General features: G+C 69.8%; 16 protein-coding genes. 7 read left to right on the top strand and 9 right to left on the bottom strand.

Features of this window, described 5'->3' with window-relative positions:
* Window positions 1–40 precede the first annotated feature (40 nt).
* The 3 genes from BKK80_RS15990 to BKK80_RS15980 form a co-directional block, all read right to left on the bottom strand.
* Window positions 41–673 carry a LysE family translocator gene (locus BKK80_RS15990; protein WP_071014444.1) on the bottom strand — a complete coding sequence of 211 codons (633 nt, stop codon included), beginning with the start codon at window positions 671–673 and terminating at the stop codon, window positions 41–43.
* Window positions 674–683: 10 nt separating this feature from the next.
* A complete protein-coding gene (locus BKK80_RS15985; protein ID WP_071014442.1) occupies window positions 684–1,412 on the bottom strand; it encodes an alanyl-tRNA editing protein in 729 nt (242 codons plus the stop codon).
* An 85-nt stretch (window positions 1,413–1,497) separates the two neighbouring features.
* A complete protein-coding gene (locus BKK80_RS15980; protein ID WP_071014439.1) occupies window positions 1,498–2,175 on the bottom strand; it encodes a VOC family protein in 678 nt (225 codons plus the stop codon).
* An 83-nt stretch (window positions 2,176–2,258) separates the two neighbouring features.
* Between BKK80_RS15980 and BKK80_RS15975 the strand changes: the two genes are divergently transcribed.
* The 6 genes from BKK80_RS15975 (at window position 2,259) to BKK80_RS15950 (ending at window position 9,302) form a co-directional block, all read left to right on the top strand.
* Complete coding sequence (locus tag BKK80_RS15975; RefSeq protein WP_071014436.1) at window positions 2,259–3,761, top strand: aminotransferase-like domain-containing protein; 1,503 nt, start codon at window positions 2,259–2,261, stop codon at window positions 3,759–3,761.
* Between the two features lie 193 nt (window positions 3,762–3,954).
* On the top strand, window positions 3,955–5,856 hold the full coding sequence (gene htpG, locus BKK80_RS15970; protein ID WP_071070179.1) for a molecular chaperone HtpG: 1,902 nt from the start codon (window positions 3,955–3,957) through the stop codon (window positions 5,854–5,856).
* Window positions 5,857–5,862: 6 nt separating this feature from the next.
* Window positions 5,863–6,396, top strand: a complete 534-nt coding sequence (locus BKK80_RS15965) for a DNA-deoxyinosine glycosylase (protein WP_071014431.1) — start codon at window positions 5,863–5,865, stop codon at window positions 6,394–6,396.
* A gap of 199 nt (window positions 6,397–6,595) precedes the next feature.
* Window positions 6,596–7,270 carry a DUF2968 domain-containing protein gene (locus BKK80_RS15960; protein ID WP_071014429.1) on the top strand — a complete coding sequence of 225 codons (675 nt, stop codon included), beginning with the start codon at window positions 6,596–6,598 and terminating at the stop codon, window positions 7,268–7,270.
* A 245-nt stretch (window positions 7,271–7,515) separates the two neighbouring features.
* Window positions 7,516–8,271, top strand: a complete 756-nt coding sequence (locus BKK80_RS15955) for a tetratricopeptide repeat protein (protein ID WP_071014427.1) — start codon at window positions 7,516–7,518, stop codon at window positions 8,269–8,271.
* Window positions 8,272–8,372: 101 nt separating this feature from the next.
* On the top strand, window positions 8,373–9,302 hold the full coding sequence (locus tag BKK80_RS15950; RefSeq protein WP_071014424.1) for a class I SAM-dependent methyltransferase: 930 nt from the start codon (window positions 8,373–8,375) through the stop codon (window positions 9,300–9,302).
* Between the two features lie 119 nt (window positions 9,303–9,421).
* Here BKK80_RS15950 and BKK80_RS15945 read toward each other — a convergent pair whose 3' ends face one another.
* The gene (locus tag BKK80_RS15945) at window positions 9,422–11,059 is read right to left on the bottom strand and encodes an ABC transporter substrate-binding protein (protein ID WP_071014421.1); all 1,638 of its coding nucleotides are present in this window, start codon (window positions 11,057–11,059) and stop codon (window positions 9,422–9,424) included.
* 187 nt (window positions 11,060–11,246) lie between these two features.
* Between BKK80_RS15945 and trmB the strand changes: the two genes are divergently transcribed.
* Complete coding sequence (trmB, locus tag BKK80_RS15940; RefSeq protein ID WP_197523928.1) at window positions 11,247–11,918, top strand: tRNA (guanine(46)-N(7))-methyltransferase TrmB; 672 nt, start codon at window positions 11,247–11,249, stop codon at window positions 11,916–11,918.
* A gap of 85 nt (window positions 11,919–12,003) precedes the next feature.
* On the opposite strand, the gene BKK80_RS15935 is transcribed toward trmB, so the two are convergent.
* From BKK80_RS15935 to BKK80_RS15920, 5 genes are all read right to left on the bottom strand, one after another.
* On the bottom strand, window positions 12,004–13,206 hold the full coding sequence (locus BKK80_RS15935; protein WP_071014419.1) for a DUF2863 family protein: 1,203 nt from the start codon (window positions 13,204–13,206) through the stop codon (window positions 12,004–12,006).
* Between the two features lie 103 nt (window positions 13,207–13,309).
* Complete coding sequence (locus BKK80_RS37095) at window positions 13,310–13,450, bottom strand: hypothetical protein (protein WP_167366678.1); 141 nt, start codon at window positions 13,448–13,450, stop codon at window positions 13,310–13,312.
* A gap of 294 nt (window positions 13,451–13,744) precedes the next feature.
* Window positions 13,745–16,450 carry an aconitate hydratase AcnA gene (gene acnA, locus BKK80_RS15930; RefSeq protein WP_071070177.1) on the bottom strand — a complete coding sequence of 902 codons (2,706 nt, stop codon included), beginning with the start codon at window positions 16,448–16,450 and terminating at the stop codon, window positions 13,745–13,747.
* Window positions 16,451–16,679: 229 nt separating this feature from the next.
* Window positions 16,680–18,131 carry a bifunctional 2-methylcitrate dehydratase/aconitate hydratase gene (locus BKK80_RS15925; protein ID WP_071038117.1) on the bottom strand — a complete coding sequence of 484 codons (1,452 nt, stop codon included), beginning with the start codon at window positions 18,129–18,131 and terminating at the stop codon, window positions 16,680–16,682.
* Between the two features lie 79 nt (window positions 18,132–18,210).
* A complete protein-coding gene (locus tag BKK80_RS15920) occupies window positions 18,211–18,762 on the bottom strand; it encodes a hypothetical protein (protein WP_071014411.1) in 552 nt (183 codons plus the stop codon).
* Window positions 18,763–18,841 lie beyond the last annotated feature (79 nt).

Raw genomic sequence — 18,841 nt, 5'->3', positions numbered from 1 at the left:
GGCGTGGCGGCCGGGGTTGCGTTCACGGCGTCTGGCCGGTTCATGCGGGACGGCTGGCGGCGGCGATCCACAGCGCGGTCAGGCCGAGCGCCAGGCCCATGGTGCGATTGAACCAGCGCACGCGCTGCCCGGCGGCCAGCCAGTGCCGCAGCGAGGCGCCGAGCACGCCATAGACGCCGTTGCTGACGAAGCCGAACATGGCGAACACGGCGCACATCAGCAGGCCGCGCTGCCAGGGTGCGGGGGCGCCGGCCATATAGGAGGCGGCGGTGGCCAGCGCCAGCATCCAGGCCTTGATATTGGCGTACTGCAGCGCGGCGGACTGCCACAGCCGCAGCGGGCGCAGGACCTGGCGCTCGGCCAGCACGGTGCTGCGCGCCAGCTTCCACGCCAGCCACAGCAGGTAGGCCACGCCGCCGGCATGCAGCAGGCCGGCGGCGAGCGGATGGCCGAGCACCAGCGCGCCCACGCCGGCCGCGCACAGCGCCAGGATGCTGGCGAAGCCGAGCGCGACTCCGGCGCAGTGCGGCAGCGTTGCGCGCAGGCCGAAATTGGCGCCGCTGACGGCGGCGATGGTGGTGTTGGGGCCGGGCGTGAAGGAGCCCAGCGTCATCAGTGACAGCAGCGCAAGGAACTGCGTGGCGCTCAGCCCGGCGAGCAGGTCGGTCGGCATGGCTGCGGCCTCAGGCGGCGCCCGCCGGCGCGAACTGCACCACCACGCGGCGATTGCTGCGGCTCTTCTTCTCGATCTTGCTGATCAGCACGGGGCCGATCTCGCCGGTGCGCGCCACATGGGTGCCGCCGCAGGGCTGGCGGTCCACGCCGGGGATGCTGACGATGCGGATGAAATCGCTGCCGGCCGGCGGCGCAGCGCCGGCCGTGCGCACCAGCTCCGGCTGGGCGGCCAGCTGCTGCGGCGTGATCTTCTCGATGGCCAGCGCGGTGTCGGCCGCGATCAGGTCATTCAGGCGGGCGCCGAGATCGGCCTTGTCGAGCGTGGACTCGGGCAGGTCGAAGTCGATGCGGGCGCTGTCGGGCGAGATGCCGCAACCCGTCACCGGCACCGGGATCAGGGCACCCAGCAGGTGCAGGCAGGTGTGCAGGCGCATCAGGCGGTGGCGGCGTTCCCAGTCGATGCGTACCGTGACACGCTCGCCCGGCTGCGGCAGGACGGCACCGGGCGCCGGCACGTGCAGGATACGGCTGCGGTCGGCGCTGTAGACGGTGTCGGCCACTGCCACCACGCTGCCGTCGGGCCGTGTCAGCGTGCCGGTGTCGCCGGCCTGGCCGCCGCTGCGCGCGTAGCAGACCGTCTCGTCGAGTTCGATGCCCTCCGCGTGCACGGCCACCACCGTGGCCTCGCATTGCTGCAGGTAGGCATCGTCATCGAATCGCTTGCGGGTGGCGCTCATGGCTTGGGGTCTCCTGCTGGTCCGTCCTGTCGTCTGTCTCAGTCTTCTACCGTCCTGGCGGGTCGTGGTGCCTGGCCCGCCGGCCTCAGCGCAGTGTGCGCACGCCCTGCGGCGTCTCGATCTCCGCGCTCAATTCCACTTCGCCCTCGCTCTGCTCCAGCGTCACCAGGCTGCCCGCCCCGAGCCAGTCCAGCCCCTGCTGCAGCAGCGCCGCGCGCGGATGGCGGCCGCGCAGCGCACGCAATGCCAGGTCCTGGCGCGGCAGCGCGATGCCGGGCCGCTCGGCGCTGTCCCACTGGATCAGGGTGGGCAGGATGCCGTCGCCGGCCGGGCCGGACTCCCCATGCCAGGCTGGCAGGCCGCCGTCGTCCGGCACCGCGATGCGCCAGCGCAGGTGCGCGCGCGTCATGGGCATCACCGGGGCGATGCGGCCGGGGTACTGCGCCTGCCACCGCTCCAGGTCGACCGGGCGCTCCACGCGCGCCACCCAGTGCAGCAGGAAGGGGCCGCCGGCCAGGCGCGCGCGCACGGTCTCGCTGTCGAGCGCGAACCAGCGCGGCCGCCCGGGGGCGGGCGCAGCCGGATCCGGCGCGATCACTTCCAGGTAGCAGTCGCCGTACAGGCCCAGCAGTCGGTTGTGGGTGCCCATGCCGGGGTGGCTGCCACCCGGCTGAGGCACCACGCCGAGATGGTCGGCCACGTATTGCGCTCCGCTGTGGAGGTCGGGCGCGGCGATCACGAGATGGTCCAGGGCGAGTGTCATCTGGCTTCGATAGTAGAGAAGGTTGTCAGTACAGTACCTAGACAGTTACTCTGTTCGTGTTCAGTACAGTTGCGGGAGCGGACATGGAAGGCGAGCAGGCTGTGGCCCAGTTACCGAAGGATAGCGGAAGCGGCGCGCAAGGCATGCCGGCGGCGCGGCCGCGGCTGGTGGTGCCGCGCGTCGACCGCCTGCCCGACCCGGTGCCGTCGGCGCAGATGACGCTGGTGGAGCAACTGACCGAGTGGGCCCGCATGCGCATCGATGAGCGGGTCTTCCGCGCCGGCATGCGCATGCCGTCGATCCGCCAGCTGGCCCAGGACAAGGGCATCTCGCGCTTCACCGTGGTCGAGGCCTACGAGCGCCTGGTGGCGCTGGGTTACCTGGAATCGCGGCGCGGCTCCGGCTTCTACGTACGCGAACCGGCCGCCCCGCAGGTGCCGGCGGCGGCGGTGCCCGCGCGGGCACGCCATATCGACGTGACCTGGCTGCTGCGCAGCATGTTCCACACGGTCGAGAGCCACAAGGCGCCGGGACTGGGCTTCCTGCCCAACGACTGGCTGGATGGCGAACTGATCGCCAGCGCCCTGCGCGCGCTGGGGCGGCAGCCCGGCAGCCATTTCCTCGCCAGCGGCTCGCCCCAGGGCTTCCTGCCGCTGCGCCAGCAACTGCGCACGCGGCTGGCCGAACTGGAGATCGGCGCCGCGCCGGAGCAGATCGTGCTGACCTCCGGCATCACCCAGGCCCTCGACCTGATCGCCAGGCTCTACCTGCAGCCCGACGACGCGGTGCTGGTCGGCGATCCCGCCTGGTTCGTGATGTTCGGCCGCTTCGCCGCCCAGGGTGCCCAGGTCATCGGCGTGCCCTACACGCCGGAGGGCCCGGACCTGCAGGCGCTGGAGCGCATCGTGCAGGCGCACCGGCCGCGCCTGTTCGTGATCAACTCGGTGGTGCACAACCCCACCGGCACCTCGCTGTCGCCGGCCACGGCCTTCCAGCTGCTGCGCCTGGCCGAGCAGTACGACTTCCTCATCGTCGAGGACGATATCTACTGCGACCTGCTGCCGCCGGGCCAGAGCGCCACGCGGCTGGCCAGCCTCGACCAGCTGCGCCGGGTGATCTACCTGGGCAGCTTCTCCAAGACGCTGGCGCCCAACCTGCGCGTGGGCTTCATCGCGGCGCACCCGGAGCTGGTCGCCGCGCTGACCGACAGCAAGCTGCTGGCCGGCCTGACCTCGCCGGAGATCAACGAGCGCGCGCTCTATAAGGTGCTGACCGAAGGGCACTACCGCAAGCACGTCGAGCGCGTGCGCACGCGCCTGGACCGTGCCCGCGACGATACCCGGCGCACCCTGGAGAACCTCGGCCTGAAGCTGTTTCCCGGCCAGCAGGCCGGCATGTACCTGTGGGCCGACACCGGGCGCGATACCAATGCGATCGCCACGGCGGGGCACGAAGAGGGTTTCCTGTTCGCGCCCGGCAGCCTGTTCTCACCGTCGCAACTGCCTTCGGGCTGGATGCGCTTCAATGTGGCCAGCAGCGCCGATCCGGGCATGCTGCGCTTCCTGGCGCGCCAGCTCGAGCGTTAGCCTGGGGCGGCGCCGAAGCCGCGCGGGCCGGGCTTGAAAACCGCCGGTCCGGCCCTATCTGTCGGGTCACGGGCGCCGCTGCCGTGCCCGCCGTGCAGGCGCGCGGCGGCGGCGCGCCAGGCGCTTTCCCGCCGTTCCGCATGCCACAGCCCCGGCGCCTTGCCGGGATGACGAGATTTCCAAGAGGAGAACCATGACCGCACCGCACGAAACGATGAGCTTCCAGGCGGAAGTGAAGCAACTGCTGCACCTGATGATCCACTCGCTGTACAGCAACAAGGAAATCTTCCTGCGCGAGCTGGTCTCCAATGCTTCCGACGCCTCCGACAAGCTGCGCTTCGAGGCGATCGCGAATCCCGCCCTGCTGGAGAACGATGCCGACCTGGCCATCCGCATCGAGGTGGACAGCGCCGCGCGCACGCTCAAGCTCACCGACAACGGCATCGGCATGAGCCGCGACGAGGCGATCCGCAACCTCGGCACCATCGCCCGCTCGGGCACCAAGGAATTCTTCCAGCAGCTCTCCGGCGACCAGCAGAAGGACGCCGCGCTGATCGGCCAGTTCGGCGTGGGCTTCTACTCGGCCTTCATCGTGGCCGACAAGGTCACCGTGGAGACGCGCCGTGCCGGCCTGCCCGCCGGCGAGGCGGTACGCTGGGAGAGCCGCGGCGACGGCGAGTTCACCGTGGATGCCGTCGAGCGCGCCGCGCGCGGCACTACCATCACGCTGCACCTGCGCGAGGGCGAGGACGATTTCCTGTCGGCCTGGAAGATCAAGGAGATCATCCGCAAGTACTCGGACCATATCTCGCTGCCGATCCGCATGCCCAAGGAGGTCTGGGATGCCGAGGCCAGCACCTACCAGCGCACCGACGAGTGGGAGAGCGTGAACCAGGCGAGCGCCCTGTGGACGCGCGCCAAGTCGGACATCAGCGACGAGCAGTACACCGCCTTCTACCAGCACATCGCCCATGACAACGAGGCGCCGCTGGCGTGGACCCACAACCGCGTGGAAGGCCGCAGCGAATACACCCAGCTGCTCTACATCCCCGCGCGCGCGCCGTTCGACCTGTGGGACCGCAACCACAAGGGCGGCCTCAAGCTCTACGTGAAGCGCGTCTTCATCATGGACGAGGCCGAGCAGTTGCTGCCGAACTACCTGCGCTTCGTCAAGGGCGTAGTGGATTCGGCCGACCTGCCGCTGAACGTCTCGCGCGAGCTGCTGCAGGAGAGCCGCGACGTCAAGGCGATCCGCGAAGGCTGCACCAAGCGCGTGCTGTCGGTGCTCGAGTCGCTGGCCGACGGCGAAGAGCAGGCCGAACGCGACAAGTACGCCAGCTTCTGGCAGCAGTTCGGCCAGGTGCTGAAGGAGGGCGTCGGCGAGGACCAGGCCAACCAGGAGCGCGTCGCCAAGCTGCTGCGCTTCGCCTCCACGCACAACGACGATGCCGAGCAGAACGTCTCGCTGGCGGCTTACGTAGCGCGCATGAAGGAAGGCCAGGACAAGATCTACTACGTCACCGCCGACACCTGGCTGGCGGCGAAGTCGAGTCCGCATCTCGAGGTGTTCCGCAAGAAGGGCATCGAGGTGCTGCTGCTGACCGAGCGCGTCGACGAATGGATGCTGTCCTTCCTGCATGAGTTCGACGGCAAGGAACTGGTCTCGGTGGCGCGCGGCGGCCTCGACCTGGGCTCGCTGGCCGATGCCGGCGAGAAGGCCGAGCAGGAGAAGGCCGAAGGCGACTGGAAGGACGTGGTGGCGCGAGCCAAGACCGCGCTCGAAGGCAAGGCCAAGGACGTGCGCGTGACGCTGCGCCTGACCGACTCGGCTTCCTGCCTGGTGTCGGACGAGGGCGAGATGAGCGGCTACCTGCAGCGCCTGCTCAAGCAGGCGGGGCAGAAGGCGCCGGACGTGCAGCCCATCCTGGAGCTGAACCCCGAGCACGCGCTGGTCAAGCGGCTGCGCGACCTGCCCGAGGGTGAGGCCTTCACCGACCGCGTGCAGGTACTGTTCGACCAGGCCCTGCTGGCCGAGGGCGGCATGCTGGAAGACCCGGCCGCCTACGTGCAGCGCGTCAATCGCTTGCTGGCCTGAAGCGGCGTGGCGGCAGCCAGGGCCACTGTCGCGGCTGACGCCGCCGAGGCCGGCCTGCAGGTCGGCCTGCCGCCCGTGCTCGATTGCCATACGCGGGTGGTGGTGCTGGGCAGTTTCCCCGGGGCCGCTTCGCTGGCGGCGCGCCAGTACTATGCCCATCCGCGCAACCAGTTCTGGCCGCTGATGGGCGCGCTGACCGGCGAGCCGCTGGCCGGACTGCCCTACGCCGAGCGCCTGGCGTGCCTGCTGGCCCACCGCATCGGTGTCTGGGACGTGCTCGGCGCCTGCGTGCGCGCGGGCAGCCTGGACAGCAGCATCCGCCAGCCGCAGGCCAATGATTTCGCACGCCTGCGCGCGCTCGCGCCGTCGCTGCGGCGTGTCGGTTTCAACGGCGGCACCTCCGGCCGCTTCGCCCCCCAGTTCGCCGCGGCCGGCTACCAGACCGTGCTGCTGCCCTCGTCGAGCCCGGCCCACGCCGCGCGCAGCTTCGCGCAGAAGCTTGAACTGTGGCGGGCATTGTTGTCTGATCCCCCTCTTTAGTGGGGGTTGTGGTGTCTCAAGCTTGCCCCGGGGACAGCCGTAAGGCCTGTTGGACGGAGCCGAGCCTGAGGTGAAGAGGGGGGAAACCTCCCTGCCTTGGCACAATCTTGTTAAGATTCGTCGCCGCTGCCGCGCCGAAGAGGCCGTGCCGCAGCCGACCGGCTGCGTTCCCAGCAAACTGCCCACCACCAGATACAGCATGTACGACAGCCTGTGCCGTACCCGGCTTCTCGCCGGCATCGTCGCGATCCAACTCTCGCTGTTCGGCTCCGCCGCCATCGCCAAGGGCGCCGCGGCGCAGCCGGACGATGCCGCGGGCAGGAAGCCGGTCGCCGACGTCACGGCGTCCGGCCTGATGGGGGAATTGCAGCAGCGCCTGCAGCAGGGCTCGGTCACGGAGCTGCGCTCGGCGGTCAACGGCGAATACGGCACCACGCTGTTGCTCGCCAACGAGCAACTGGTCTGCTACGTGGGCCAGCTGTACCAGAACAAGATCTGGCGGGTGCTGCGTTTCACCGCGCTGGCGCCAGCCGAGGCCGCGTACCAGAAGGCCAACAAGCAGGCCGAAGCGATGGCGGCCGAGGGGATCCGCCGGCAGGTGCTGACGACCTTGCAGCGCCAGTACGACCGCGCCATCCAGGATGCCCAGGCGCAGGCCGATGTCCTGCAGGGCGACCTGCGCACCATGCAGGCCCAGCGCAAGCGCATGGTCGATGACCAGAAGACTTCGCAGAACGATGCGCAGGCGGCCGAGATCCAGAGCCGCGCGGCGCGCATCCAGCTCGACAAGCTGCAGGGCGAGATCCGCCGCATCGAGTCCTCGCTGGGCGACGACTCGCAACTGCTGCCCGAGACGCAGAAGCGCCAGCGCTGAGCGGCGCACCGCCTCCGGTGCCGCGCGCGCCGGAGCGGGTCTTTTCCCCTCCCGCTTCTTGCCTGCCGCGGTCCGGTCCGGCGCGGCACCGTTCCAACCGCCTCTCACCTTCCTTGCCTGCCGACGCGCGGCGGAGGCGGGCGGCGGTTCCGCTTCGCGGTCCTGTCACCGCAGTTCTGTCACAATTCCCGTCTGTCGACCTCCGATCGGCCGGCCGCGCGAGCGGCGCCGGCTCCTCTTGCGCAATGCCATACCTGGGAATCAGCCTCCACGTCATCGTCGCCATCTATTTCGCCGTCCACGCGGTGCGCACGCAGCAGAACATGTACTGGTTGCTGATCCTGTTCGCCTTCCCGCTGTTCGGCAGCGTGGTGTACTTCTTCGCCATCTACCTGCCGGCGCTGCGCCAGTCGCGCGGCGCGCGCGTCGCCACGCGCGCGCTGACCAACCTGGTCGACCCGAACCGCGCGGTGCGGGAAGCGCGCAGCGATTTCGACCGCGCGCCCACGGTGGCCCACCGCATGCGGTTGGCGGCCGCCCTGCTGGAGGCGGGCCAGCCGCAGGAAGCGCTGCAGCACTACCAGGAGGCCGCCAGCGGCCCCTTCGCCAGCGATCCGGCACTGCTGCTCGGGCTGGCCCAGGCGCAGTTCGCCACGCAGGACAGCGCCGGCGCAGTGGCCACACTGGAGCGTCTGTTTGCCGCCAATCCATTGCTGCGCCAGCAGGCCGATCCGGCACTGCTCTATGCGCGCGCGCTGGCCGCGCAGGGCGCGGCGGGCACGCGTGCCGCCTTCGAGGCGGCGCTCACCTGCGCCAGCGATGCGGCAGCGCGCTGCCTGTTCGCGGACTGGCTGGCGCAGCAGCCGGACGCCGCCGACCGCGAGCGGGCGCGCACCTTGTACGCCGACATCGTGCACGACGCCCGCCATTGGCCGCGCCATGCGCGCGAGCACAATCGCGAGTGGCTGGAGCGCGCCCGCTCGGCGCAGGTCAGGCCCTGAGCGCCGGGCCTTCTCCCGCTGAGGCACCGCGGCGCCGCGGCACGTTCCCTGATTTCCAACCGGCCCGCCGATACGGGCCAGCACCATCGAATCCGTATTCCATGACTCTGCTCAAACGCAAATCCATCGAGGCCGAGGCCTCCCGCCGTCCAGCCCGGGGCGCACGCGCGCAACGCCGTATGGCGCAAGGCGATGGCCCGGACGCCGAGCCGCGCGAGGACAAGCCCGCGCGCCGCGGCGCCCAGGGCGACGAGAAGCGGATGACGCCGCGCTTCGCCCCGGTCACGTTCTCGGAAATGGACGGCGTGCGCTACCTGCATTTCGGCACCGAGTGGGTGCAGGGCGCCATGCGCCTGCGCAAGCCGGATGCCATCGAGCTGGAGTACGCGCAGCAGATGATGGCTTGGCTGCTGTTCCTGTCGCCGTCCGCGCCCGACTTCCACGTGGCCCAGCTCGGCCTCGGCGCGGCGGCGCTGACCAAGTTCAATCACCGCCAGTTCAGCCGCGCCCGCGTCACCGCGGTCGAGCTGAATCCCGCGGTCATCGTCGCCGGGCGCAGCATGTTCGGCCTGCGCGAGGACGACACGCGGCTGCGCGTGCTGGAGCAGGATGCCTGGGACTACGTGATGGATGCCGCGCACACCGGCAGCGTCGACGCGCTGCAGGTGGACCTGTACGACGCCACCGCCCGCGGGCCCGTGCTCGACACCACCGCCTTCTACCGCGCCTGCCGGCGCGTGCTGAAGGCCCCCGGCGTGATGACCATCAACCTGTTCGGCGACCATGACAGTTTCCCGAAGAACATCGTGCGCATCTGCGATGCCTTCGACAACCGCGTGCTGGTCTTCCCCGAGGTGCACGACGGCAATGTCATCGCACTGGCCTTCAACGGCCCCGTGATCGACGTGTCCTGGGAGGTGCTGGAGGCGCGCGCCAAGGTGGTGGAAACCACCACGCGGCTGCCGGCGCGCGACTGGGTGGCCAAACTGCGCGCGGCCAACGCACGGCAGGAAGAGCGGCTGCGGATCTGAGCGGCAGGAAGCGCCGACGCCGCTGGTTAAGCATGGCGTCTTGACTCCCTCTCCCGCAGGCGGGAGAGGGGCGCGAGCCGGCGCGGCGCGATCCCCGCCGCACCGGCCTGGGCCGCCAACTATTCCTTGTGGAAGAACTGGGCGAGCGACCACTCGTCCGTGCGCGCTTCGTAGCGCACGCCCTTGCGCATCGCCCACATCGCCAGCTGGCTGTGCGACGGGATGATGCCGTGGTCGGCCAGCGCGAAGCGGGCCGCCGCGCGGGCGTTCTCTTCGCGAGCCTTGTCGCTGCTGACCGTGGTCAGCGATTTCTCGATCAGCTGGTCGAGCTGCGGGTTGCTGTACTTGCCCCAGTTCCAGGTGCCGTAGCCGGTCTTGGGGTTGGGTGTGCCCAGGATGGAGCGTAGCGCCACATCGGCCGCCGCCGAGCCCCAGCCCAGCATCTCGAAGGCGAACTCTCCCTGGCGCGCGCGCGTGAAGTAGGCGGCCACCGGCATCGTCTCCACCTTGGTCTGGATGCCGATGCGCGTCAGCATGCCGGCGGTGGCCTGCGCCACCGCCGCGTCGTTCAGGTAGCGGTTGTTGGTGGCGTGCAGGGTCAGGCCGAAACCGTCGGGGTAGCCGGCGGCGGCCAGCAGCTTCTTGGCGCCTTCCGGGTCGTAGGCGTCGGGCCTGGTGCCCGGGTGGCCGAAGATCTGCGGCGAGACGATGGACGAGGCCGGCACCGCCAGCCCTTCCATGATGCGGCTGACGATGGCGTCGCGGTTGAGCGCCTTGCTGATGGCGGCGCGCACGCGCGCATCCTTGAACGGGTTCTTGCCCAGCGGCTTGCCGGCCTTGTCGGTGACGAAGGGCGGGTTGTCGCGCGCCTGGTCCATCTGCCAGAAGAGGGTGCGCCAGGACACCTGCTGCTCGATCTTGAACTTGGGGTTCTGCTTGAGCTTGGCCACGTCGGCCGAGGGCACGCTCTCGATCACGTCGACGTCGCCGGCCAGCAGGGCGGCGGTGCGGGCGCCATTGTCGGTCAGGATGCGGAAGACCGCGCGCTCCCACTCGGGCCTGGGGCCCCAGTAGTCGGGATTGCGCTCCATCACGATCTCCTGCCCGCGCGCGAAGCGGACGAACTTGAACGGGCCGGTGCCGATCATGACCTTGCCCGAGTCGAACTCGGCCTGGGTGAGCGTGGCCGCCACCTTCTTCGGCAGGATCGGCACGCTGTTCAGGTCATTGGCCAGGTTGGCGTAGTTGGGCACGCTCATGGTCAGCCGCACGGTGTGCGCGTCGGGCGTGTCGATGCGCGCGATCGGCTTGGTGTAGCTGGTGAAGGAGCCCGGGCTGTTGACGAGCTTTTCGGGGCGCTCCAGCGACGCCTTGACGTCCTCGCTGGTGAAGGGGGCGCCGTCATGCCACTTCACGTTGGGGCGCAGCTTGATTTCCCAGGTGATGGCATTGACCGGCTTCCAGGACAGCGCCAGTCCCGGGATATAGCGCGCGTTCTTGTCCATGAACACGAGCGACTCGAAGATGTGCAGGGCGATGGCGTTGTTCGGGCCGGCGTTGTTCCACTGCGGGTCCATCGACGTCACGTCGGCTGCCAGGCCGATGCGCAGGGTGTCGGGATCGGCGGCGGCGGCGGGGCGCATGGCCTGGGCGGCGGGCCCCAGCGCCAGCGCGGCGCCGGCCTGCAGCAGGCGCCGGCGCCGCGGCGAGCGCGGCGCGGCAGGCAGGGCGGGAGGGTTGCGGTGGCTGGCGGTCATCGGATGCTCTCCTCGTACAAGCCCGCGCAGGCGCGCGGTGGCGCCGCCGGCGGGCGGTTTCTCGATCGGACAGACCGCATTGTGCCGGCAAAAAGACATCGGTGCGCGGCCGGCCGGGTGCGGCACCGCAGCGGCGCGCCCGGCGGGCTCCGCCGACGTTCGCTGCGGGCCCGGTAGAATCGCGGCCATGTTCGCCAACTCCCGCACCATCGCCTCGGCCCAGACGGGCATCCACGATCACCTCGACGCGCGCGTGGCGCGCCACCTGGCGGAGCCCTTCCGCAAGCCCGTCGGCGAGGCCAGCCGCAATGCGCTGGAGGCGGCGCTGGCGCGCTGGCAGCAGGCCGGCGGTGCGCCGCTGATCCTGGACGCCGGCTGCGGCGTGGGCGAGAGCACGTTGCGGCTGGCGCAGGCCTGGCCCGACCATTTCGTCATCGGCGTGGACCAGTCGGAAAAGCGCCTGGCCGCCGGCAAGGACTGGTGGGAGGGGGAGCGGCCCGGAAACTTCGTCTGGGCCCGCGCCGACCTGGTGGACGTGTGGCGCCTGCTGCAGGACCTGCAGGTGGCGGTGGCCCGCCACTACGTGCTGTATCCGAACCCCTGGCCCAAGATCGGCCATCTGGGCCGGCGCTGGCAGGGGCACGCCGTGTTCCCCGCGCTGGCCGCCTGCGGCGCCTACCTGGAGTGCCGCAGCAACTGGCAGATCTACGTGGAAGAGTTCGCGCGGGCGCTGGCCCTGGCCGGGCGGCCGGCACGGATCGAACCCTGGCAGCCGGCCGAGGCCATGACGCCGTTCGAGCGCAAGTACGGCGCCTCCGGCCATGCGCTCTGGCGCTGCGTCAGCGAGGCGGCCGGCTGAGCGCCGCGCGGCGGGGGGGCACCAAGGCAAACGGCCCGCGCAAGGCGGGCCGTCGGCGGGGGCGGGAGCGCGGACGCGCTCCGGCTCAGTGGAACAGCGGCTGTTGCGTGGGCGCGTCTTCCGGCAGTTCGGCGTGGACGATCTCGCCCGTGCGGTCGGCATACAGCGGCGTGCCGCAGTCCTCGCAGTACTCGGGGTCGAACAGTGCGGCATGGCGGAAGATGTCTTCCACGCCGGCGTTGCGCAATTCCTCGCAGATCTGCTCGACCGGACCGCCTTTCTCCTCGCTGTCGATCTCGCCCGCCTCGCGGCCGTAGACCGGCCAGACGATGCCGTAGATGACGTCTTTCTCGCCGCGCATGGTGAAGCCCACGCGGTATTCCTCGACCTCGTCCTCGCCGAAGGCGGCCAGCACCGCCGCCAACTGGCCGGCCGGCACGTCCAGCGTGCCGCACAGGTAGTTGACGGCCGCGCGCACCGTCAGCGGACGGATGCTCTTGTCCGACTCGCGGCAGGACAGGAAGAAGGCGTCGGGCAGCAGCAGCTCGAACTCGCAGCCGGGCAGCAGCAGGGCCACAGAAGGCTGTACCTGGGTGCGCCAATGCTCCAGGCAGATCGAGCGCTCGGCATGGTGTTCCTTGGCGTCTTCCTGCCAGCGGAACAGCGGGCCTTCGTGCGGTGCCACCACCACGGCCAGCAGGTAGCGCGGGTCGGCCAGGATGGGGGCGGTCTCGGGCAGGTCGCGCAGGTCGACCTTGGGCGCGTTGCCGGCCAGCGCGGCCGACAGCAGCTTGTGCGTCAGCGCGAAGGTGTCGCTATGGGTGCGCGGCAGCTGGTCGATGCTGTACAGATAGGGCGACAGCGCCACCTTGGTCTGCGCGGCCAGCACGTGGGCCTGCAGGTGCACGGTGAGCGTCTGCACCAGGTCGGGCTTGAGCGCGCCCGAGGGAATGGCGTAGCGGGTATGGGCCAGGATGGGCGCGGCGATCAGCAGCGCATCGTAGCGCACCCCGTCGAGCTCCACGGTGGCCGATTCGGCCAGCGTCTCGGCCTGCTCGGCCAGCACGTCGGAGGCGTCCGGATTGTGCTTGAACAGGTGTTCGAGTGCCGCGTCCAGCGCCGACTGGCTGCCGTTCTTCAGCAGCCGGCCGAGCCGTTGCGAGAGCCTCCGCTCCCAGTACCCGTCTTCCATGCGGCTGCCCGAGGCATCGAGGGCGAGCGCGTCCGCCACCAGTCGCTCGGCGTCGGGTGAAAGACGAGGGGAAGCCTTGGAGCGAAAACCTGCCATATGTAGAAACCATCCGTGATTCGGTAAAACGGTATTCTACTCGCAGCCATGGAAAACGCGGCCACGGCAGGGGCCGTACGCGGGGATTGCGCCCCCTGGCGTCCTATTTCCCGGCCGGCGCGGCGGGGGCGTGCGATTCCACGCTGTGCTGCTCACCGGCGATGGCGATGTCGCCGCCGCTGCGCGTCAGCAGGTAGAGTGCGCCGCCGGCGACCAGCACGAAAGCGATGAGGATCTTGACCATGGTGTCTCCTGGTGGGTGGCGGGCCGCGGGCCCGCCTGCCTGGCGGCCGGCGGCGCCGGCCCTGGCCTTGTTGTAGGTGTAGGAGACAGTCTGGCAGCGCCGCCTTGCGTGGAACTTACATGGCCGGTCCGGCGGGCCGGCTGTTGCCGGCTCCCGGCGCGGCGCCGACCGGGCCGGAAAGCCGTGCGCCGCCTGCGGCACCGGGCCGGCGGCGCACGGGGCCGGGGCGCTCGCTGGCGGCCCGGCACGGCGGCCAGGGCCGGCACCCGCGGGGGGGGGGGCCGGCGTCCGGCCTCAGGCGGCCAGCAGCTGGCGCAGCACGAAGGGCAGGATGCCGCCGTGGTTGTAGTAATCCACCTCGATCGGGGTGTCGATGCGCAGCAGCACCGGCACGCGCTGCGCCTCGCCGTCGGCGCGGTGGATCACCAAGGTCACGTCCTGCTGCGGCTTCAGCTCGCCCTCGATGCCTTCGATGTCGAAGGTCTCGGTGCCGGTGAGGCCGAGCGACTGCGCGCTGTCGTTGCCCTTGAACTGCAGCGGCAGCACGCCCATGCCGACCAGGTTGGAGCGGTGGATGCGCTCGAAGCTGCGCGCGATCACCGCCTTGACGCCGAGCAGCTGGGTGCCCTTGGCCGCCCAGTCGCGCGACGAGCCGGTGCCGTATTCCTCGCCGCCGAAGACCACGGTCGGCGTGCCCGCGGCGATGTACCGCATGGCCGCGTCGTAGATCGACATCTGCTCGCCGTCCGGCTGGTGGAGCGTCAGGCCGCCTTCCACGCGCGAGCCGTCGGCCTTGGGCGGGATCATCAGGTTCTTGATGCGCACGTTGGCGAAGGTGCCGCGCATCATCACCTCATGGTTGCCGCGGCGCGAGCCATAGCTGTTGAAGTCGGCCTTCAGCACGCCGTGTTCCTGCAGGTACTTGCCGGCCGGCGAGGTGTCCTTGATCGAGCCTGCCGGCGAGATGTGGTCGGTGGTGACCGAGTCGCCGAAGATGCCCAGCGCGCGCGCGCCGCGCACGTTGCTGACGCTCTGGGCCGGCTCCATGCTGAAGTCCTGGAAGAAGGGCGGTTCGGCGATGTAGGTGGAGGTCGGCCAGTCGTAGACCTGGCCGCTGGTGCCGGTGATGTCCGCCCACAGCTTGCTCGGCTTGTTGACCTGGGCGTAGTTCTTCTTGAACACGTCCGAATTCATCGCGAACTTCATCAGCGCGTGGATCTCTTCCGAGCTTGGCCAGATGTCGCCCAGGTAGATGTCGCGCCCGCCCTTGCCCTGGCCGACCGGCTCGGTCATCAGGTCGCGCGTCATGGTGCCGGCGATGGCGTAGGCCACCACCAGCGGCGGCGAGGCCAGGAAGTTGGCGCGGATGTTCGGGTGGATGCGCGCCTCGAAGTTGCGGTTGCCGGACAGCACGGCGGCGGCCACCAGGTCGTTCTTGACGATGGCCTCGTTGATCTCCGGCGTCAGGTCGCCGGCGTTGCCGATGCAGGTGGTGCAGCCATAGGCGGCTACGTCGAAGCCCAGCTTTTCCAGGTAGGGCAGCAGGCCGGCCGCCTTCAGGTATTCGGTCACCACGCGGCTTCCGGGGGCCAGCGAGGTCTTGATGTGCTTGGCCACGGTCAGGCCTGCCTCGACCGCCTTCTTGGCCAGCAGGCCGGCCGCCAGCAGCACGCTCGGGTTGGAGGTGTTGGTGCAGGAGGTGATGGCGGCGATCAGCACGTCACCGTTCTTGATCTCGATGCCGTCGGCGGTCTGGTAGGGCTTGTCCAGTTCCGCGACGTCCTTGTTGAAGCCGTTCTCGGCCACCGGCTTGGCGAACAGCGAGGCGAAGGTCGACTTGACATCGCCGATCTCGATGCGGTCCTGCGGGCGCTTCGGGCCGGCCAGCGACGGCGCCACCGAGCCCAGGTCCAGCGTCAGCGTCTTGGTGTAGTCGATCTCGCCGGCGCGCGGCACGCCGAACAGTTCCTGGGCGCGGAAGTAGCCCTCGAAGGCGGCGATCTCCTTGTCGGTGCGGCCGGTGCCCTGGAAGTAGTCGATGGTCTTTTCGTCGACCGGGAAGAAGCCCATGGTGGCGCCGTACTCGGGCGCCATGTTGCCGATGGTGGCGCGGTCCGGCACCGACAGGCTGGCGGTGCCTTCGCCGAAGAACTCGACGAACTTGCCGACCACTTTCTCGCGGCGCAGCATCTCGGTGATGGTCAGCACCAGGTCGGTGGCCGTCACGCCTTCGCGCAGGCGGCCCTTGAGCTCGACGCCGACCACGTCCGGGGTCAGGAAGTAGACCGGCTGGCCGAGCATGCCGGCTTCGGCCTCGATGCCGCCGACGCCCCAGCCGACCACGCCGATGCCGTTGATCATGGTGGTGTGGCTGTCGGTGCCGACCAGGGTGTCAGGATAGTAGACACCGTCCTTCTTGTGGACGCCGCGTGCCAGGTATTCGAGGTTGACCTGGTGCACGATGCCGAAGCCTGGCTGCACCACGCCGAAGGTGTCGAAGGCCTGCATGCCCCACTTCATGAACTGGTAGCGCTCGTTGTTGCGCTTGAATTCCAGCTGCATGTTCAGGTCCAGCGCCTTCTTCTCGCCATAGTGGTCGACCTGCACGGAGTGGTCGACCACCAGGTCCACCGGCACCAGTGGCTCGATCTTCTTGGGATCCTTGCCCATGCTCTCGGCCACGTTGCGCATGGCGGCCAGGTCGGCCAGCAGCGGCACGCCGGTGAAGTCCTGCAGCACCACGCGGGCCACCACGAAAGGGATCTCGTCGACGCGCTCGGCATTGGGCTGCCAGCCGGCCAGCTGCCTGACGTGTTCCTCGGTCACCTTCTTGCCGTCGCAATTGCGCAGCACGGATTCGAGCACGAGGCGGATCGATACCGGCAGCCGCTCGATGGCTACGCCGAGTTCCTTGCCGAGCTGGGGCAGGGAGTAGAACTTGCCTTTGGCCGAGGGGCCGATCTTGAATTCTTTCAGAGTCTTGTCGAGGTTGTGGGGCATTGCCTTACTCCAATCGAAGGGTGATGCGGGCGGACTGAGATGGATGCTGACTTCTTCTTTTCGCGGTGCCGGCCCGGTGCCGGGGCGGGGCCCGAGCCCGCATCGCGGGAGGGGCGGCACGCGCTGCAGCCCCCGGTCGCCGGCGGCGGAAAGTGCCGCCGGCTGCAATGCTCAACTTTAGCTCCGGCCCGTGGCGCAGGGCAACCCGTGTCGTGCGGCAAGGGCCGGCTCAGATCACGTACAGGTCGACGTATTCGTGGACCGGCATCGCTTCCAGGCGCGCCTGGTCCAGCGAGACGTCCAGGATGGCCTGCTGCTGGCGCGGCGGGAAGCGGCGCGCCAGGTTGGCGCGGAACTTCCCGACCAGCAGGGGGATGCCCTCGGCGCGGCGGCGCTTGTGCCCGAGCGGGTATTCGACCACCACCTCGGGCAGTACCGTGCCGTCGTCCAGCTCGACCGTCAGGCCGTTGGCGATCGAGCGTTTGTCGGGATCGTGGTAGTCGGCGGTGAAGGCCGGGTCCTCGACACAGGCGATCTTCTCCCGCAGCGCGTCGATACGCGGGTCGGCGGCGGCCTCGTCCTCGTAGTCGGCGGCCGTCAGCCGGCCGCGCAGCAGCGGCACCGCCACCATGTACTGGATGCAGTGGTCGCGATCGGCCGGGTTGGCCAGCGGGCCATGCTTGTCGATGATGCGCAGGCAGGCCTCGTGGGTGCGGATGGTGACGCGGCGGATGTCGGCCGCGCTACGGCCTGCCGCAGCCAGTTGCCGGTGCAGCGCCATGGCGGCCTCGGCGGCCGTCTGCGCGTGGAATTCGGCCGGGAAGGCCACCTTGAACAGCACGTTCTCCATCACGTAGCTGCCATAGGGGCGCTGGAAGCGGAAGGGCTGGCCGCGATACAGCACGTCGTAGAAGCCCCAGGTCCTGGCGCTCAGCACCGAGGGATAACCCATCTCGCCGGTGCGGGCGATCAGTGCCAGCCGCACGGCCCGGCTGGTGGCGTCGCCGGCGGCCCAGCTCTTGCGGCTGCCGGTGTTGGGGGCGTGGCGGTAGGTGCGCAGCGGCTGGCCGTCGACCCAGGCCAGCGACACCGCGTTGGCGATCTCGTCGTGCGACAGGCCCAGCAGACGGGCCGCGACCGCGGTGGAGGCCACCTTGACCAGCACCACGTGGTCCAGGCCGACCCGGTTGAAGGCATTCTCGAGCGCCAGGCAGCCCTGGATCTCGTGCGCCTTGATCATGGCCGCCAGCACATCCTTCATCAGCAGGGGTTTGCGCCCGGCGGCGACGTGGTTGCGCGACAGCCAGTCGGCGGTGGCCAGGATGGCGCCGAGGTTGTCGGAGGGGTGGCCCCATTCGGCGGCCAGCCAGGTGTCGTTGAAGTCCAGCCAGCGCACCATGGCGCCGATGTTGAAGGCGGCCTGGACGGGGTCGAGCTGGAATTGGGTGCCGGGCACCTTGGCGCCGTTTGGCACCACCGTGCCGGGCACGACAGGCCCGAGCAGCTTGGTGCAGGCGGGGTAGGAGAGCGCCTCCAGCCCGCAGCCCAAGGTGTCGATCAGGCAGTTGCGGGCCGTGTCGTAGGCCAGGGCGCTCTTGATCTGGTACCGCGTCACATAGTCGACGATGTCGACGATGACCTGGTCGGTATCGGGACGGACATGGGAGATGGCTGTGGACATGGGGTTCCCTCGGCGCTCCTGCCTGTCTGCGGCGGGTCTGGCTTGCCGGGCTGGCCGCCCGGCGGGCTTGCTGCCTGGCTTACTGGTGCGGCTGTGCGTTCTGTTGCTGTGCAGCATCCTGCGGCTGTGCCGGCTGCTGGGCGGGCGCGACCAGCAGCGGGGTGGCCACCGGGGCGCGCAGCGCGCCGGCCTGGGTCGGCGCGGCGGCACCGCCCTGCATGGCCACGGTCTGGCATTCGTCGGCCAGGCGATGGCCTTCCTTGCGGTCGAACAGCATCGCCTTGCTCGGGATCACGACCAGGTCGAGGCCCGAGTGGGAATCATAGTAGCGGTCGGCGCCGGTCACGGTGGTCTGGCGCGGCAGCTTGTATTCCTTGCCTTGCCAGTTCAGGGTCAGGACCTCGTCGCGCAGCATGTTGCCGTCGACATAGAGGCTGTTGCCCAGTTCGCAGCTCCACTTCTCGCCCTTGGGCGGCACCGGCGCGGCGGCCGTGGCGCCCTTCTTGGAGGCCTTCTTCTTGGCCGGCGCCTTCTTGGCCGCAGCCTTCTTGGCGGGTTCCTGGGCCACGGCGGTGCCGGCGGCGGTCACGGTGAGGGCGCCAAGGCAGGCGGCGATCAGGAGGTGTTTCATCAGACGTTTCCTTTCGGGGCAATAAGATCTTCGGTAAGGCGGGCCCTGGCCCGCCATGGGGCGGCCCGGTGCCGTTCCG

Origin of the sequence: Cupriavidus malaysiensis (assembly GCF_001854325.1) — a bacterium.
In the GTDB taxonomy this organism is placed as follows: domain Bacteria; phylum Pseudomonadota; class Gammaproteobacteria; order Burkholderiales; family Burkholderiaceae; genus Cupriavidus; species Cupriavidus malaysiensis.
This window is presented reverse-complemented; position numbering and strand designations above follow the sequence as displayed.

Bases quoted from the DNA above. Each gene is read 5' to 3' on its own strand.
- acnA (WP_071070177.1), bottom strand. From the start codon at position 16,450: ATGCCCCACAACCTCGACAAGACTCTGAAAGAATTCAAGATCGGCCCC.
- BKK80_RS15945 (WP_071014421.1), bottom strand. From the start codon at position 11,059: ATGACCGCCAGCCACCGCAACCCTCCCGCCCTGCCTGCCGCGCCGCGC.
- BKK80_RS15980 (WP_071014439.1), bottom strand. From the start codon at position 2,175: ATGACACTCGCCCTGGACCATCTCGTGATCGCCGCGCCCGACCTCCAC.
- htpG (WP_071070179.1), top strand. From the start codon at position 3,955: ATGACCGCACCGCACGAAACGATGAGCTTCCAGGCGGAAGTGAAGCAA.
- BKK80_RS15960 (WP_071014429.1), top strand. From the start codon at position 6,596: ATGTACGACAGCCTGTGCCGTACCCGGCTTCTCGCCGGCATCGTCGCG.
- BKK80_RS15920 (WP_071014411.1), bottom strand. From the start codon at position 18,762: ATGAAACACCTCCTGATCGCCGCCTGCCTTGGCGCCCTCACCGTGACC.
- BKK80_RS15955 (WP_071014427.1), top strand. From the start codon at position 7,516: ATGCCATACCTGGGAATCAGCCTCCACGTCATCGTCGCCATCTATTTC.
- BKK80_RS15950 (WP_071014424.1), top strand. From the start codon at position 8,373: ATGACTCTGCTCAAACGCAAATCCATCGAGGCCGAGGCCTCCCGCCGT.
- BKK80_RS37095 (WP_167366678.1), bottom strand. From the start codon at position 13,450: ATGGTCAAGATCCTCATCGCTTTCGTGCTGGTCGCCGGCGGCGCACTC.
- BKK80_RS15925 (WP_071038117.1), bottom strand. From the start codon at position 18,131: ATGTCCACAGCCATCTCCCATGTCCGTCCCGATACCGACCAGGTCATC.
- BKK80_RS15985 (WP_071014442.1), bottom strand. From the start codon at position 1,412: ATGAGCGCCACCCGCAAGCGATTCGATGACGATGCCTACCTGCAGCAA.
- BKK80_RS15935 (WP_071014419.1), bottom strand. From the start codon at position 13,206: ATGGCAGGTTTTCGCTCCAAGGCTTCCCCTCGTCTTTCACCCGACGCC.
- trmB (WP_197523928.1), top strand. From the start codon at position 11,247: ATGTTCGCCAACTCCCGCACCATCGCCTCGGCCCAGACGGGCATCCAC.
- BKK80_RS15990 (WP_071014444.1), bottom strand. From the start codon at position 673: ATGCCGACCGACCTGCTCGCCGGGCTGAGCGCCACGCAGTTCCTTGCG.
- BKK80_RS15975 (WP_071014436.1), top strand. From the start codon at position 2,259: ATGGAAGGCGAGCAGGCTGTGGCCCAGTTACCGAAGGATAGCGGAAGC.